The following is a 13,819-nucleotide window of genomic DNA, read 5'->3' on the forward strand; positions in this document are numbered from 1 at the left end:
GGCGATCACCACGCCCGGGTCTAAGGCCGGCGGCAGGTCGTCGGCGTCCGCGACGACGGGGCTTCCGTCGGCCCTGAAGGACTCCTCGACGAAGGCCGGGCTGAATCAGAGGGCGTCGATCATGCCGCCGTCGATCCCGAAGTCCGCGCCGGTGATGTTCCCCGAGCGCCGACTCGCCAGATAGAGCACGAGGTCGGCGACCTCGGCGGGGGTGCTGAACCGGCCGGTGACGGCCGCCCCGGCGGCGTTGCGGGCCACCTCGCCCGGATCGACGCCCAGCGACCGCCCGACGGTGTCGGCGACGCCGCCCGCGCCCCGCCACAGCGCGGTCTCGACCGGCCCGGGACTGACCGTGTTGACCCGAACACCCTCCGACCCGACCTGCTTGGACAGCGCCTTGCAGAAGTTCGTCAGCGCCGCTTTCGCCGCGCTGTAGTCGATGACCAGCGGATCGGGCAGACGGGCGTTGACCGAGGACACGGTGACGATCCGTCCGTCGCCGCTCGCGATCAGATGGGGCAGTGCGGCACGGGTGGCCCGCACGGCGGCCATGAAGTTGATCGTGAACGCCCAGTCCCAGTCGGCGTCGGAAACGGCCTGGAAGCCGTCCACCCGCGGCCGCACCGCGCCGACGTTGTTCACCAGCACGTCCACACCGCCGTACGCGGCGACCGCCGCCGCCACCAGCGCGGCCGGTGCCTCGGGCTCGGTCAGGTCCAGTTCTACGACGGTGAGTTCGGCGCCGTCCTTGACCAGGGAGTCGAGGGCGTCGGTACGGCTCCTCGAACCGGCGACGACACGGGCACCGGCTCCCAGCAGAGCCTCGACGATCGCCAGGCCGATCCCCCGCCCGGCCCCGGTGACCACGGCGCTCTGCCCGGTCAGACCGAGATCGAAGCCGGCGGCCCCGGAACCACCGGACATCATCGTCCGCCCCCCAGATCCTGTCGGCCCAGCCAGGCCAGGACCGTCTCGGCGACCTCTCGCCAGCCGCTGTCGATGGTCAGGGAGTGCCCGCGGTCGGGGAATCCGATGATGTCGGTGACGGCGTCGGAGTGCCGGTACTGCTTGAGGGTGGCGCGGGTGACGGCCTCGGGAACGGTGTGGTCCTTGCCGCCCGAGATCAGCAGCAGCGGGCCCCGTCCGGAGTTCTCCGTGGCGACCTTCGCCGGGGAGTGCGGGTTGAAGTTCGCCGAGGCGGCCTCGTAGAGCGGCTTGCCGGGGGCGGGGATGGTCCAGCGTTCGTACAGCTCCGCCGACTCCTCCTCGGAGATCGCGTTTCCGAAGGCGAACCGGAACTGCTCGGCGGTCAGGGACACCGCGCGGCGCCTGTTGGCGGGGTTCTTGAACACCGGGAGGGTGGCCTTGAGCGCCGACAGCGGCACCGGCAGGACGCCCTTGATCTGCGCGGCGTCGATCGCGACGGCCGCGGCGGCACGGTCCTGCCCGAGCAGCTTCTGCGCGATCATGCCGCCGAAGGAGTGGCCGATCAGGACGGGCGGCGCGGGCAGTTCGGCGATCAGTGCCGCGTAGTGCTCGACGACGTCGTCGATGCCGTGGTCGGCGATGCTCTCCGGGTTCTCCCGGGCCTCCGCCACGGTGTCGGGGTCGCCCGGCCAGCCCGGGGCGAACGGCTCGTAGCCCTCCTGACGGAACAGGTCGCTCCACGGCTGCCATGAGGCGCTGTGCAGCCACAGTCCGTGGATGAAATAGACGGGGATCGGGGCGGCGGTCATGAATCGGCCCTCCTGCGTGACGACATGTCGTTCCTGCGATGGCTCACACAACCCGGTTCCCGGCGCGCTCAAACCATGGTCGCACCCCAGTCCTTCACGCGCCGTCCGCCGACGCCCCCAGGATCCGGGCGTCGATCCGGGACCGGGCCAGGCCGTGAGCGAGGGCCGGGGCGAGTGCGAAGTCGGGCGGATCCGGACCGGGGGTGGCCCGCGTCCTTGTGCATGACCTGGAGCCCCAGTGCCCAGACCGGGATCGGCGGATGCGCTGTACCAGCGGGGTGCATTCGGGCCGCAGCGGACGTCACTACGGATGGCAAGCACCAGGAGGACGTCGAGGGGCCGGTCGAGCACAGTGGGCCAGCCCTGTTCAGGGTGGGCGAGCTCGTGGGAAAGCAGGGAGATCCCATCCCTCGGCGGATCACCGACGGCTACTCGTAGGGTCAGGACCTACGGCAGGGCTTCGAGCAGCCTGTCGCCGATGCCCCCGGAGAACCGGCAGGCGCCGCGGAGGAACACGGTCGCCGCAGAGCCCACGGGGGCTCGGCGGCGGTACAACGTGGCGCGAGCCCCATCACTATCAGTTCACCGGCAAGGAAGTCGAAGCGACCGGGTTCGACGTCAAACGCCTCGATTCGACGGCAGCGGACAGTTGCGTCAGCGGCCGCCCTGCGGCCGTGACCTCCGCGCCACCAGGAACACCAGCGCGCCGCCCGCCACGAGCAGGACGGCGGTGCCCGCCCGCAGCAGGACTCCGTCCGCTCCCGTGGCGGCGAGCCCGCCGCCAGACGTCGACCCGCTGCTCGTTCCCGCCCCGGAGCCGGACGGGCTCGCGGTGGCCGTGGCCGACGGGGACGCGGAGGTGCTGGGCGACGGGCTGGACGTCGCCGAGCCGGTGGCTTCCACCGTGATCGCCGCGGTGTCGTTCGCCGTGTCGTCGTCACGATTGGGGTAGTCGGGGTTTTCGACCGCCCGCACGCTGCCCCGCGCGCCGGGGACGACCCGGTCGATCCGCACCGTGAACTCCTGGGTCACGGAGTCGCCCGGCTTGAAGTCCGTGCTGGCGATGTCGCAGGTGTAGCTCTTCGCGCCGGCCTTGCGAGGTGTGCAGTTCCACAGCGGCCCGGGGTCGCCCTGCTCGCCGGGGCCGGGGGCGCCGGTGATGGTGGTGCCGGCGGGCGGGGTCACCACGAACGTGCCGGAGTTGTCGGCGTCCCCCCACCGGAAGTCCATCCGGCCCGGCCCGTTGTTCCGCACGCCCAGGGTGATGCTCACCGTCTGGCCCACCTTGCCCTCGACCGTGTCACCGAGCGCCTGGTAGTCGGCATGCTGGCTGGTGGCGAAGGTGCCGTACCCGGAGCCGGTGAATCCGGAGCCGGAGGCGACGGCCTTCAGGCCGAGCGGCGCGCCGGTGCCGGTGCCGGGGAAGTCGGACGGGTCGAAGGAGCCGGGCGCGGTGCCGCCGACCGGCCACACGACGTAGGTGTTGTAGCCGTACATCGTGTCCTTGGAGGCGGTGTAGCGCAGCGGCGCGTCCGTCTCGTAGGCCGCGCCGGGTGCGACCGGGGTGTCGAACCGGCACCAGGCGCCGACGTCGGGCTGGTCCGAGTAGTGGCAGTTGGAGTGGTCACGGGCGAGAGAGACGCCGTCGGATTCCTGCACCAGCAGCATGACGCCCTTGTCGGCGGGGGCTGTGCCCGTGTTGGCGAAGGCCGGGGTCCGCTCGAAGACGGCGCCGGGCGCGATGCCCTTCAGCGCCGGATAGGGCCGGGAGACGAATTTCGGCCCGCCTACCAAGACATCCGTCTTCCCCGTCACGGTGGCCGCGTCGGAGGCGGTGGCGGTGTAGGTGATGGCACCGGTGTCGCCCACCTTGGCGGCCGCGGTGGGCTTCAGGAAGAACGGGTCGATCGACTCCCTGCCCGACAGCGGGCCCACGTCGCACCTCACCTTCAGGGTGCCGGTGCTCACGCAGTCCCCCGTGACCACCATCGTCGCCTTCCCTGCGAGGGACGACGCGTCGACCGCGACCGAGACGTCATGGGCATCCCCGCCCGAGGCGGTGATGCCGAGGTCCAGGTTCGGGCCCTCGCCCTCGGTGGGGAGGTAGTAGTTCTCCTGGGCGTCCAGGACGAGCGTCGTTGAGGCGGCGTGCGCGGCCGGGGTCGCGAGCGCCATAACGGCGGTCGCGAAAGCGGCGGCCGCCGCTGTCCGCCATGTTGTTCTGCGTATCGTCAGCACGTTACGTGGACACGCCAGAACACCGGAAGGTTGCGCCCGAGTGTCCGTCAACTGACGGACAGGTTCCGCGAGCGGAGCCTCTCCACCATGTACCGCCAACAGCGGCTTGTCAGTGCCAGGACCGGCACACTCACCGGCGCCGGGGACGGACGCTGGAAGGTCTCCTCTCTCATCGCGAACACCTCCACCGCCGCCCCCGACGCCACTCACGAGTCCGGGCACCGCGCCGTCCGCCGAACTCCGGCACAAGTTGCTCACCACTCCCACGGCGAGCCCGGCCAGAACCGTGGCATGCGCCGTACGAATGGACGATGCCCCTCAGCTACCGACAGACAGTCAGAGCGCGGCAACGCCCAACCCCATGAGGCCGACGGCGACGAGCGCGAGGACGCCAGCCGGCGGCGAGCCCTTGGAATCACCGACACGCAGATGCGCGCCAACCACACCGACGAAGTACAGCGTCAGTCCAACGGCGGCGGCGATCCCCAACGCCCCCCACCAGAGCCCTACGACGAGACCGCCCGCGATGGACGTGTGGGACCTCAACTCTGCGACGGTTACAGGTAGTTGCACTTCGGATGACCTGGACGGTCATGATGTGTTCCACGAGTCGGACGCCTTTGAGCAGGTCGCTGAACTCATGGGCACGGTGATGGCGCGGTCGTCACCGCTCTCCGGTTCAGAGGCGTTGGGTCGACCAGATCTTCCGCTCCCAGGCGTACTCGACCCTCGCCAACTACGGCGCGAGCGGCCTCGCGGACATCGACTACACGAAGGTCGGCTGGCTGAAGAAGTGAGCAACAGGACGGCGAACAGGCCGACTTCATGCCGGTACGGCGGAGACCTCGAACAGGTCGCCGCCGTACCGGTTGAGGAGATGCGCGCCGACTAGCGGCGTGCGCCGCGGCGGTCCGCGAGCCGGTGGACCGCCGCGATCAGCGTGTCCACCTCTCCATGTGTGTTGTAGAAGGCGAACGACGGCCGGACGGTGGCCTCCAGTCCGTACCGGCGCAGGATCGGCTGTGCGCAGTGGTGGCCCGAACGCACCGCGATGCCTTCCTCGTTGAGCGCCGTCCCGACCTCGGCCGGTTCATAACCGTCCAGGACGAACGACACGATGCTCGCCTTGTTCGGTGCCGTGCCGACCAGCCGCAGCCCGGGCACACCACGAAGGCCTTCGGTGGCGTGCTCGACCAACGTGTGCTCGTACGCGGCGATGTTCGGCAGGCCGATGCGCTCGACGTAGTCGATGGCCGCGGCCAGTCCCACCGCGTCGGCGATGTTGCCGGTGCCGGCCTCGAAACGGCCCGGCGGCGGCTGGAAGCTGGACTTCTCGAAGGTGACGTCGGTGATCATGTTGCCGCCGCCCTCCCACGGAGGCATGTCCTCCAGGACCTCCCGTTTGCCGTAGAGCACGCCGATCCCGGTCGGCCCGAACAGCTTGTGCCCGGAGAAGACCAGGAAGTCCGCGTCCAGCGCCCTGACGTCGATCGGCAGGTGCGGGACCGACTGCGCCGCGTCGACCAGGACACGCGCTCCGGCCCGGTGCCCGATCTCGATGATCTGCTCGACCGGCACGATCGTGCCGAGCGCGTTCGACATCTGGGTGACCGCGACGAGCTTGGTCCGCTCCGACAGGAGCGCGGCGTACTCGTCGAGCAGCAACTGGCCGCTGTCGTCGACCGGGATCACCTTGATCACCGCACCGGTCTGCTCCGCCAGCATCTGCCAGGGCACGATGTTGGCGTGGTGCTCCAGATGGGAGAGCACGATCTCGTCGCCCGCGCTGATGTGCGTGGGGCCCCAGGCCTTGGCGACCAGGTTGATCGCCTCGGTGGTGCCCCGGACGAACACGATCTCCTCGGCGGAGCCCCCGATGAACCGGGCGACTGTCTTCCTGGCGCTCTCGTAGGCGTCCGTCGCCCGGGCGGCCAACTCGTGTGCCGCCCGGTGGATGTTGGAGTTCTCGCGCGAGTAGAACTCCGCCAGCCGGTCGATCACCGCCTGCGGCTTCTGCGTGGTCGCCGCGTTGTCCAGCCAGATCAGCGGACGCCCGTTGACCAGCTCGGACAGGATCGGGAAGTCCCGCCGGACCGCCTGCACGTCGAAGCCCGGGTGCTGGTCGACCGGAAGTCCCAACGGCGCACCGGACACGTCCGGTTCCTGCACGAAGTAGTACGGCGCGGTCGTCGCCGTCGGTGACGCGACCTCGGGCAGGCGTGGCAGCCCGAGGTGCCCGAAGCCGGGGAGTTCCGGCGCCTGGGCGGGGAACCCGGGCGCCTCGGCGAGGAAGTAGTACGCCCCGGGGTCCGACAGCCGGGCCGGTGGTGTCGTCGGCGACGGGGTTGTCTGCGGCCCCGGGGGCACCGATGGGACCGGTGTCTCCGGGAGGGCTCCGGCGCCGCCGGGCGCACCCACCGTAGGGGGGTTGGCCATGTACGTGGCCGGGGCGCTGGTCGGCGGCGGCCCGGACGGCGGGCTCATTCCGGCGGTCGGTGCCGGAGGCGGCGGGTCCATGGACGGGAGGCCGGTCGGCGGCGGAGGAGCCGGGTTCGCGGCGGGTGTGGCGGTCGGCATCGGCGGAGCGGGGGCTGCGGCCGGCAGATCCGTCGGGACCGGGGCGGACGGGTCCGCGGCAGGCAGGCCCGTCGGCGTCGGCCACTGCATCGGGCCGTCGGGCACCGGAGCCTCCGCCTCCGCCGACTGCCCGGGGAGTGCTCGGAAGAACTCCCCGGCCATCCGGCTCAGCGTCTCCTCGTCCGGCAGCCACGCGGGGGCGGCTTCATTACCGGTAGGTGAGGGCGTGGTCATGGTTACCGGTAACTCGGCGCGTAGTCATGGAACTTGTCCACCTCGACGTCGTCGAGCACGGCGAGCGCGTCCTCCGTGAGTACCGCGAGCGAGCAGTACAGGGAGATCAGGTAGGAGGCGATGGCGCTGCGGTCGATCTGCATGAAGCGCACCGACAGGCCCATCCCCTGCTCGCCCGAGAGCCCGGGCTGGAAGAGTCCGACCACGCCCTGGCGGGACTCGCCGGTGCGCAGCAGGATGAACTTCGTCCTGCCGTTCTCCAGCGGGACCTTGTCCGACGGGACGAGCGGCAGACCGCGCCAGGTCAGGAACTGCGAGCCGAACATGCTCACCGTGGCCGGCGGTACGCCCCGACGGGTGCACTCCCTGCCGAACGCGGCGATCCCCTCGGGGTGGGTGAGGAAGAAGGCCGGCTGCTTCCACACCTTCGTGATGAGGGCGTCCAGGTCGTCCGGCGTGGGCGGCCCCGTCATCGTGGAGATCCGCTGGCTGGCCGCCGTGCTGGCCAGCATCCCGTACTCCGGGCTGTTGATCAGCTCGCCCTCCTGATGCTCCTTCACCGCCTCGATGGTCAGCCGCAGTTGCTGTGCCGTCTGGTTGTGCGGGCTGGAGTACAGGTCGGAGATCCGGGTGTGCAGGTCCAGGACCGTCTGGACGGCCTTGAGCCGGTACTCCCGGGGCTCCCGCTCGTAGTCGACGAAGGTGTCCGGCAGCGGGGACTCGTCGTAGTTGTCGCACTCAATGCGCACCGACTCGGGGTGAACGACCTTGTTCACCCGGTAGATGCCGGCCTCGACCGGGACCCAGGACATCAGATGCACCAGCCAGCGAGGCGTGATGGAGCTCATCTGGGGAACGGTCTTGGTGGCGTTCGCGAGGGTTCGCGCCGCGCTGTCGCTCACCGACATCGATCGCGACGGCGGATTCACAGCCGTGGTCATGCGACATCTCCTTTCCGCGCCCGGAACCCGGGCACGCGTGACGGGGTGAGATCGCCGACGAGACGGTGTGCGGCCGCGATCTCTCGCACCCACTATCGATTCACCGTCGCAGTAGGTCCGGTAATGGTCCAATGCGTGTTTTCGAGGCTGTCATCGACGCGGTCTATGATTCACAAATGATCGACTTGAGTCGGTTGCGTGTCCTGGTCGCCGTCGCCCGCGAGGGTTCGATCACGGCCGCCGCCGAGGCACTGCACTACGCGCAACCGTCGGTGAGCCATCAACTCGCCAAGCTCGAGGCCGAGGTCGGCATGCCGCTGTTGCAGCGGATGGGGCGCGGTATCCGGCTCACCGAGGCCGGCCGGCTGCTGGTGGACCGTGCCGAGTCGATCCTCGCCCAGGTCGAGTCGGTGCACGCCGAACTCGACGAGCTGGCCGGGCTGCGCACCGGCCGGGTCCGCCTCGCCGCCTTCCCCTCCGCGCTGGCCACCCTGGTGCCGCTCGCCGCCGCCCGCGTCTCCGACCGGCATCCCGGCATCGAGCTGACCCTGCGGGAGGCCGAACCACCGGACGCGCTGGGCGCCCTGCGCAACAACGACGTCGACGTGGCGCTGATCTTCGAGCACGGCGACCCGCCCCAGCGCGATCGCCGCGACACCACGATGACGCCACTGCTCGACGAGCCGCTGTACGTGGTCACACCGGCGGACCGCGCCTGGGACGGACCGCTGACCGACCTGGCCACCTTCGCCGACACGCGCTGGATCGCCGGCTGCGAGCGCTGCCGCGAGCATCTCGTCGCGGCCTGCGGCCGGGCCGGTTTCTCGCCGATCGTCGAGTTCGAGACCGACGACTACGTCGCCGTACAGGCGCTGGTCGCGGCCGGCCTCGGCGTGAGCCTGCTGCCCGGCCTCACCCTCCTCGCCAACAGACACCCCGGTGTACGGCTCCACCGCATCGACGGCATGCGCAGACAGGTCGTGGCCGCGGTCTACGGCAAGCCGCCCGCGTCCCAGCCCGCGCAGGTTCTCCTCGACGCACTCGCCGCGACCGTCTCGGAACCGGAGTGGCCGTCGTGACGGCACCGGTTCCTACCGTTCTTGCGGGCTCCGGTCGTCCCGGCGATTGCCCGCGGCCGGAATCGCGGCTACGGAGGATCGAGGCGCGGAGGCAACCCCACGCAGCCGCGACAGCACCAGGGCCACGGCGAGCAGGCCCGCGCAGACGCAGGAGGCCAGCGCGTACGCGACCCTCGGGCCACTGCCCCCGGGCCCGCCACCGGCCGAGTGCAGATAGACCGCCGACACGGCGCTGAGGCAGACGGCCGCCGCGATGCGCTGGGCCATCTGCAGAATGCCGCCGCCCACTCCGGCGGCCTCCGCCGGGGCATGTTGCAGCACCTGGGTCTGGTTGGGCGAGACCGCGAGCCCGCCCGCCACGCCGGACAGCGACTGCGTGGCCGCGAACGCGACCGGCAGCCCCCCGGCCGGTACGAAGAGCGCGACCACCGCCCCGGCCAGGGCGGCGCCGATACCCAGGCTCAGCCCCACGGTCACCGTGCGCAGCCCGATACGTCGCATCAGCCGCCAGGCCAGTGCCGAGGACACGCCCATCGCGATCGCCGAGGGGAGCGCGACCGCCGCCGTGAGGAGAGCGGAGAGCCCGAGCCCGTCCTGGAGGAAGACGGTGAGCACGAGGGACGCGGCGAGCGAGGACCCGAACTGGGCCATGGCGACCGCCGTACCCAGCGTGTACGGCTTCGACGAGGCGAGCGCGGGATGGACCAGCGGCGCGCGGCCCCTGCGCGCCCGTACCCGCTGATGCACGGCGAACGCGCAGGCCAGGGCGCACACACCGGCCGCCCACCCAAGTGCCGCTCCCCCGCTGCCCGGTGTGCGGATGAACGGCACCATCAGCGTCAGCGTGCAGCCGCAGGCCAGGGCGAGGCCGAGGACGTCCAGCCGGGAGTCGCGGGCGGTGCGCCTGGGCGGTGGCAGCCAGCGGGCCGCGAGGGTCAGGGTGATGACCGCGCACGGTGCGCTCAGCAGGAGGCAGTACCGCCAGCCGGTCCCGGGTCCGAGCCCGGCGACCAGCACACCGCCGAGCGGCGGCCCGAGTGCCGCGGCGACGCCACCCGTCACCGCGTACAGCCCGAGCGCCCGGCCCCGGTCCAGCCCGTGGAAGACGTCCTGAAGGGTTCCGATCACCTGGGAGTTGACGAGCCCCGCCGCCGCGCCCTGCACCAGCCTGGCGCCGATCACGATGCCCGGACCGCCGCCGGTCGCGGCCGTCACCCCCGCCAGGAGGAAGACGGCCATGCCGACGAGGAAGAGCCGCTTGCGGCCATGCAGATCGCCGAGGCTGCCCCCGGGTACGAGGGCCAGTCCGAAGGCGAGTGAGTAGCCGGCCACGATCCACTGGATGTCCGCTGCGCCGGCCCCGAGCGAGTGCCGCATGCTCGGGATGGCGATGTTCAGAACTGCCTGGTCCAGCAAGGTGGTTGCCCCTGCGGCCATGCACACCAGCAGGACGCGCCGGGCGGCTGGGTCTTCTCCCGGGAGCATTCAGGCGTGCCGCTCCGTGACACCGGCGTCCGGCTCCACGGCGAGGACCTTACGGTAGACGCGCTCGCCGTCGCCGTAGTCGTCGACGGCGTAGTGCCAGGTCGCCCGGTTGTCCCAGAGGACGAAGTCGCCGGGCTTCCAGCCGAAGCGGATCGTGTAGTTCGGCGAGGAGGCGTGCCGCAGCAGATGGTCGAGGAGCACCTTGCTCTCCGCCGGGGTGACTCCGGTGAGCTGCTTCGCCGAGCTGCTGATGAAGAGGCCCTTGCGGCCGGTGGTGGGGTGGGTGAGGACGACCGGGTGCTCGACGGGTTCGCCGGGAGCGTTCTTCTTGCTGCCCTGCGCGTAGTTCTCCGCGTTGCCGTCGTAGAGGGCGCCGACCGACTCCAGCAGCACCTTGAACGGCTGCGACAGATCGTCGTACGCGGCCTGGAGGTCGGCCCACAAGGTGTGGCCGCCCACCTCCGGCACCACCTCGTAGGTCAGGGACTCGATCGCGAACACGGGCTCGCGCCACAGCCCGCCGATGTGCCAGGTGCTGGCCTTGCCGGTCTGCTTGACGTTGTACGGGTAGACCAGCGGGTTGTCCGGGTGCTTCACGGCGGTCGGGTGGTCGAAGGGCCGCGCGAACAGGCTTACGGCAGCCACCTGCTGATCGGGCGTCAGGTGCTGGCCGCGGAACACGAGGACCTTGTGCTCCCGGAAGGCCCGCCGCAGTTCCTCGGCGGTGCTCTCGTCGACGGGCGCGGTCAGATCGACACCGGCGATCTCGGCGCCGAAACGGGGCCCTGCCCTGAGGATGTCGAGACGGGCGACGGTGGTCATGACGTTCTCCTTCTTCTACGGCGGGTGCGGGTACGGGGTCAGGAGCGCCGGGACGGCCGGGGCAGCCCGAGGTGGTCGCGGAGCGTGGTGCCCGTGTACGCGGTGCGGAACAGGCCGCGGCGGCGGAGTTCGGGGATCACCAGGTCGGCGAAGTCGTCCAACGTGCCCGGCAGGTAAGGGAAGACGACGTTGAAGCCGTCGGCGGCCCGTCCCTGGAACCACTCCTCGATGTGGTCGGCGATCTGCTCGGGGGTGCCGGTGATCGTGCGGTCGTCGTCGGCGACGCGGCGGACGAGGTCGCGGATGGTGAGGTTGTCGCGGCGGGCGTCCTCGTAGATCTGCTGCTGTGCGGTCTGCGACTGGTTGGAGACGGGGAGTTCGGGGAGCGGTCCGTCCAGCGGGTAGGGGCTGAGGTCGAAGCCGCCGAGCCAGTACGAGAGGTCGGCCAACGCTACCTGCGGGGGCAGGAGTTCGGTGAGCCGGGCGTGCTTGTCGCGGGCTTCGGACTCGGTCGGTGCGGTGATGACGGACAGGGCCGGGAGCACCTTGAGGTGGTCGGGGTCGCGGCCGTGGGCTGCGGCGCGGCCCTTGATCTCGGCGTAGAACTCCTGTGCCCGGCCAAGGTCCTTGATGCCGGAGAAGATCAAGTCGGCGATGCGGGAGGCGAGTTGTTTGCCCGCTTCCGAAGCGCCGGCCTGCACGATGACCGGGTGTCCCTGCGGGGGCCGGGCGATGTTGAGCGGCCCGGCGACCTTGAGGTGCTTGCCCTCGTGGTCGAGGGCGTGCAGCTTGGCGGGGTCGAAGTAGACGCCGCTCGCCTGGTCGTGACGGAACGCGTCGTCCTCGAAGGAGTCCCACAGGCCGGTCACCACGTCGTGGAACTCTTCGGCGCGGTCGTAGCGGGTGGCGTGGTCGAGGTGGGCGTCGAGGCCGAAGTTCTGGGCCTCGCCGTCGTTGAGGGAGGTCACCACGTTCCAGCCGGCCCGGCCGCCGGAGATGTGGTCGATCGAGGCGAACGTACGGGCCACGTGGTACGGCTCGTTGTAGCTGGTCGACGCGGTGGCGATCAGGCCGATCCGGGAGGTTCCGGCGGCGAGCGCGGCCAGCAGGGTCGTCGGTTCGAAGGAGTCGTTGACGACGCTGACCCGGCTGAGGACGTCCTCGCTCGCGAAGGGGACGCCGACGAGATCCGCGAGGAACACCGCGTCGAAGGCGGCCCGTTCGGCCGTCCGCGCGAAGGAGAGCACCTCCCGGATGTTCACGCCCGCGTCGGCCGCCGTGTCGGGGTGCCGCCAGGCGGCGAGGTACTCGCCCGGTGGCTTCAGGAAGGCGTTGAGGTGGAGTTGGTCGGTGCGGCGGCTCATCGGCCGGTCTCCTGAAGGTCTCGGGCGCGTGCGGCCGGGCGCGGCAGGCCGAGGTTCTCGCGCAGGGTGGTGCCCTCGTACTCGGTGCGCAGCAGGCCTCGTCGCTGGAGCAGCGGTACGACGTGGTCCACGAAGTCGTCGGCGGGGCCCGGGAGATAGGGGAAGGAGATGTTGAAGCCGTCGGCGGCCCGTGCGTGGAACCAGGTCTCGATGTGGTCGGCGATCTGCTCCGGTGTACCGGCGACGGCGGACCCCGCGGCGAAGCGGTGCGCGAGCTGACGGATCGTCAACTTCTCGTCGTGGGCGAGCTTGAGCAGCAACTCCCGGCGCGACTTGCTGCGGTTGGTGTCGGGGATGTCCGGCAGCGGAGCGTCCACGGGATAGCCGGTCAGGTCGAGGTCGCCGATGTTGTCCTGGACGAGACGACGGGCGACGTCGTCGTGGATGAGGTCCTGGAGTTCGGCGAGCCGCCGCCTCGCCTCCGTCTCGGTGGCGGCCACGAGCGGGGTGAGTCCCGGCCACACCAGGACATGATCGGGGTCGCGGCCAAACCCTGCGGCCCGTGCCTTGACGTCGGCGTAGAAGTCCTGGGCGGCGCCGATTTCGTGCTGGGTGGTGAAGAGGACCTCGCCGTGCCGGGCGGCGAACTCCCGTCCCGTGGCGGAGGATCCGGCCTGGAAGAGCACCGGGTGCCCCTGTGGCGGCCGGGAGATGTTCAGGGGACCGCGGACGGTGAAGTGCTCGCCGCGATGGTGCGGGGTGTGCAGTCCGGCCGGGTCGTAGTAGCGCCCGCTCTCCTTGTCGCGTACGACGGCCTGGTCGTCGAAGCTGTCCCAGAGCCCCTTGACGACCTGCACGAACTCGTCGGCCCTGCGGTAGCGCAGCTCGTGTTCGAGATGGCTGTCGCGGCCGAAGTTCGCCGCCTCCAGCGGGACGACCGAGGTGACGACGTTCCAGCCGGCCCGGCCGCCGGAGATGTGGTCGAGGGAGGCGAACTTGCGGGCGATGTGGAAGGGATGGTTGTAGGTGGTGGTCGCCGTGGCCGCAAGCCCGATGTGCTCGGTCACCAGGGACAGGGCGGCGAGCAGCGTCAGCGGTTCGAAGTGTTCGGCGCGGCCGGTGCGGGACAGGGAGTCGAGTTGATGTCCCCAGATCGCCACGACGTCGGCGACGAACAGGGCGTCGAAGCGCCCGCGTTCGAGGGTGCGGGCGAGGTCGGCGTGGAAGGCGAAGTCGAGTTGTCCGTCCGGCCGTGCGTCCGGGTGGCGCCAGCCGGCGATGTGTCCGCCCGAGCCGTCGACGAGGGCCCCGAGGGTGAGCCGACGTGGGGTCTGTGTGGTCAT

The 13,819-nt window shown here is 70.8% G+C and carries 11 protein-coding genes; 1 reads left to right on the forward strand and 10 read right to left on the reverse strand.

The window, feature by feature from the left end; translation table 11 throughout:
- Positions 1–105: 105 nt before the first annotated feature.
- From ACIRRY_RS41140 to ACIRRY_RS41165, 6 genes are all read right to left on the reverse strand, one after another.
- Positions 106–927 carry an SDR family NAD(P)-dependent oxidoreductase gene (locus tag ACIRRY_RS41140; protein WP_403983628.1) on the reverse strand — a complete coding sequence of 274 codons (822 nt, stop codon included), beginning with the start codon at positions 925–927 and terminating at the stop codon, positions 106–108.
- Complete coding sequence (locus tag ACIRRY_RS41145; protein ID WP_403983630.1) at positions 924–1,736, reverse strand: alpha/beta hydrolase; 813 nt, start codon at positions 1,734–1,736, stop codon at positions 924–926. The genes ACIRRY_RS41140 and ACIRRY_RS41145 overlap by 4 nt, the downstream gene beginning before the upstream one ends.
- 654 nt (positions 1,737–2,390) lie before the next feature.
- Positions 2,391–3,911, reverse strand: a complete 1,521-nt coding sequence (locus ACIRRY_RS41150) for a hypothetical protein (RefSeq protein WP_403983631.1) — start codon at positions 3,909–3,911, stop codon at positions 2,391–2,393.
- A 399-nt stretch (positions 3,912–4,310) separates the two neighbouring features.
- Complete coding sequence (locus tag ACIRRY_RS41155; protein ID WP_403983633.1) at positions 4,311–4,520, reverse strand: DoxX family protein; 210 nt, start codon at positions 4,518–4,520, stop codon at positions 4,311–4,313.
- A 342-nt stretch (positions 4,521–4,862) separates the two neighbouring features.
- Positions 4,863–6,785: a family 2A encapsulin nanocompartment cargo protein cysteine desulfurase gene (locus ACIRRY_RS41160; protein ID WP_403983635.1), complete on the reverse strand. Its 1,923-nt coding sequence runs from the start codon at positions 6,783–6,785 to the stop codon at positions 4,863–4,865.
- Positions 6,786–6,787: 2 nt separating this feature from the next.
- Complete coding sequence (locus ACIRRY_RS41165; protein ID WP_403983637.1) at positions 6,788–7,726, reverse strand: family 2A encapsulin nanocompartment shell protein; 939 nt, start codon at positions 7,724–7,726, stop codon at positions 6,788–6,790.
- Positions 7,727–7,902: 176 nt separating this feature from the next.
- Here ACIRRY_RS41165 and ACIRRY_RS41170 point away from each other — a divergent pair, with 176 nt between their 5' ends.
- Positions 7,903–8,805: a LysR substrate-binding domain-containing protein gene (locus ACIRRY_RS41170; RefSeq protein ID WP_403983639.1), complete on the forward strand. Its 903-nt coding sequence runs from the start codon at positions 7,903–7,905 to the stop codon at positions 8,803–8,805.
- 12 nt (positions 8,806–8,817) lie between these two features.
- Here the strand turns inward: ACIRRY_RS41170 and ACIRRY_RS41175 are convergent, their stop codons facing one another.
- Genes ACIRRY_RS41175 through ACIRRY_RS41190 form a run of 4 tightly spaced genes read right to left on the reverse strand, consistent with a single transcriptional unit; the run spans position 8,818 to position 13,819 of the window.
- Positions 8,818–10,242, reverse strand: a complete 1,425-nt coding sequence (locus ACIRRY_RS41175; protein WP_403983641.1) for an MFS transporter — start codon at positions 10,240–10,242, stop codon at positions 8,818–8,820.
- Positions 10,243–10,290: 48 nt separating this feature from the next.
- Positions 10,291–11,112 (reverse strand): TauD/TfdA dioxygenase family protein, encoded by an 822-nt coding sequence (locus ACIRRY_RS41180; protein WP_403983643.1) that lies wholly within the window; start codon positions 11,110–11,112, stop codon positions 10,291–10,293.
- Between the two features lie 38 nt (positions 11,113–11,150).
- The gene (locus ACIRRY_RS41185) at positions 11,151–12,476 is read right to left on the reverse strand and encodes an LLM class flavin-dependent oxidoreductase (RefSeq protein ID WP_403983645.1); all 1,326 of its coding nucleotides are present in this window, start codon (positions 12,474–12,476) and stop codon (positions 11,151–11,153) included.
- Positions 12,473–13,819, reverse strand: coding sequence for an LLM class flavin-dependent oxidoreductase (locus ACIRRY_RS41190; protein WP_403983647.1), 1,347 nt, complete (start codon positions 13,817–13,819; stop codon positions 12,473–12,475). The genes ACIRRY_RS41185 and ACIRRY_RS41190 overlap by 4 nt, the downstream gene beginning before the upstream one ends.

This window comes from Streptomyces sp. NPDC101776, assembly GCF_044766845.1.
Classification (GTDB): Bacteria; Actinomycetota; Actinomycetes; order Streptomycetales; family Streptomycetaceae; genus Streptomyces.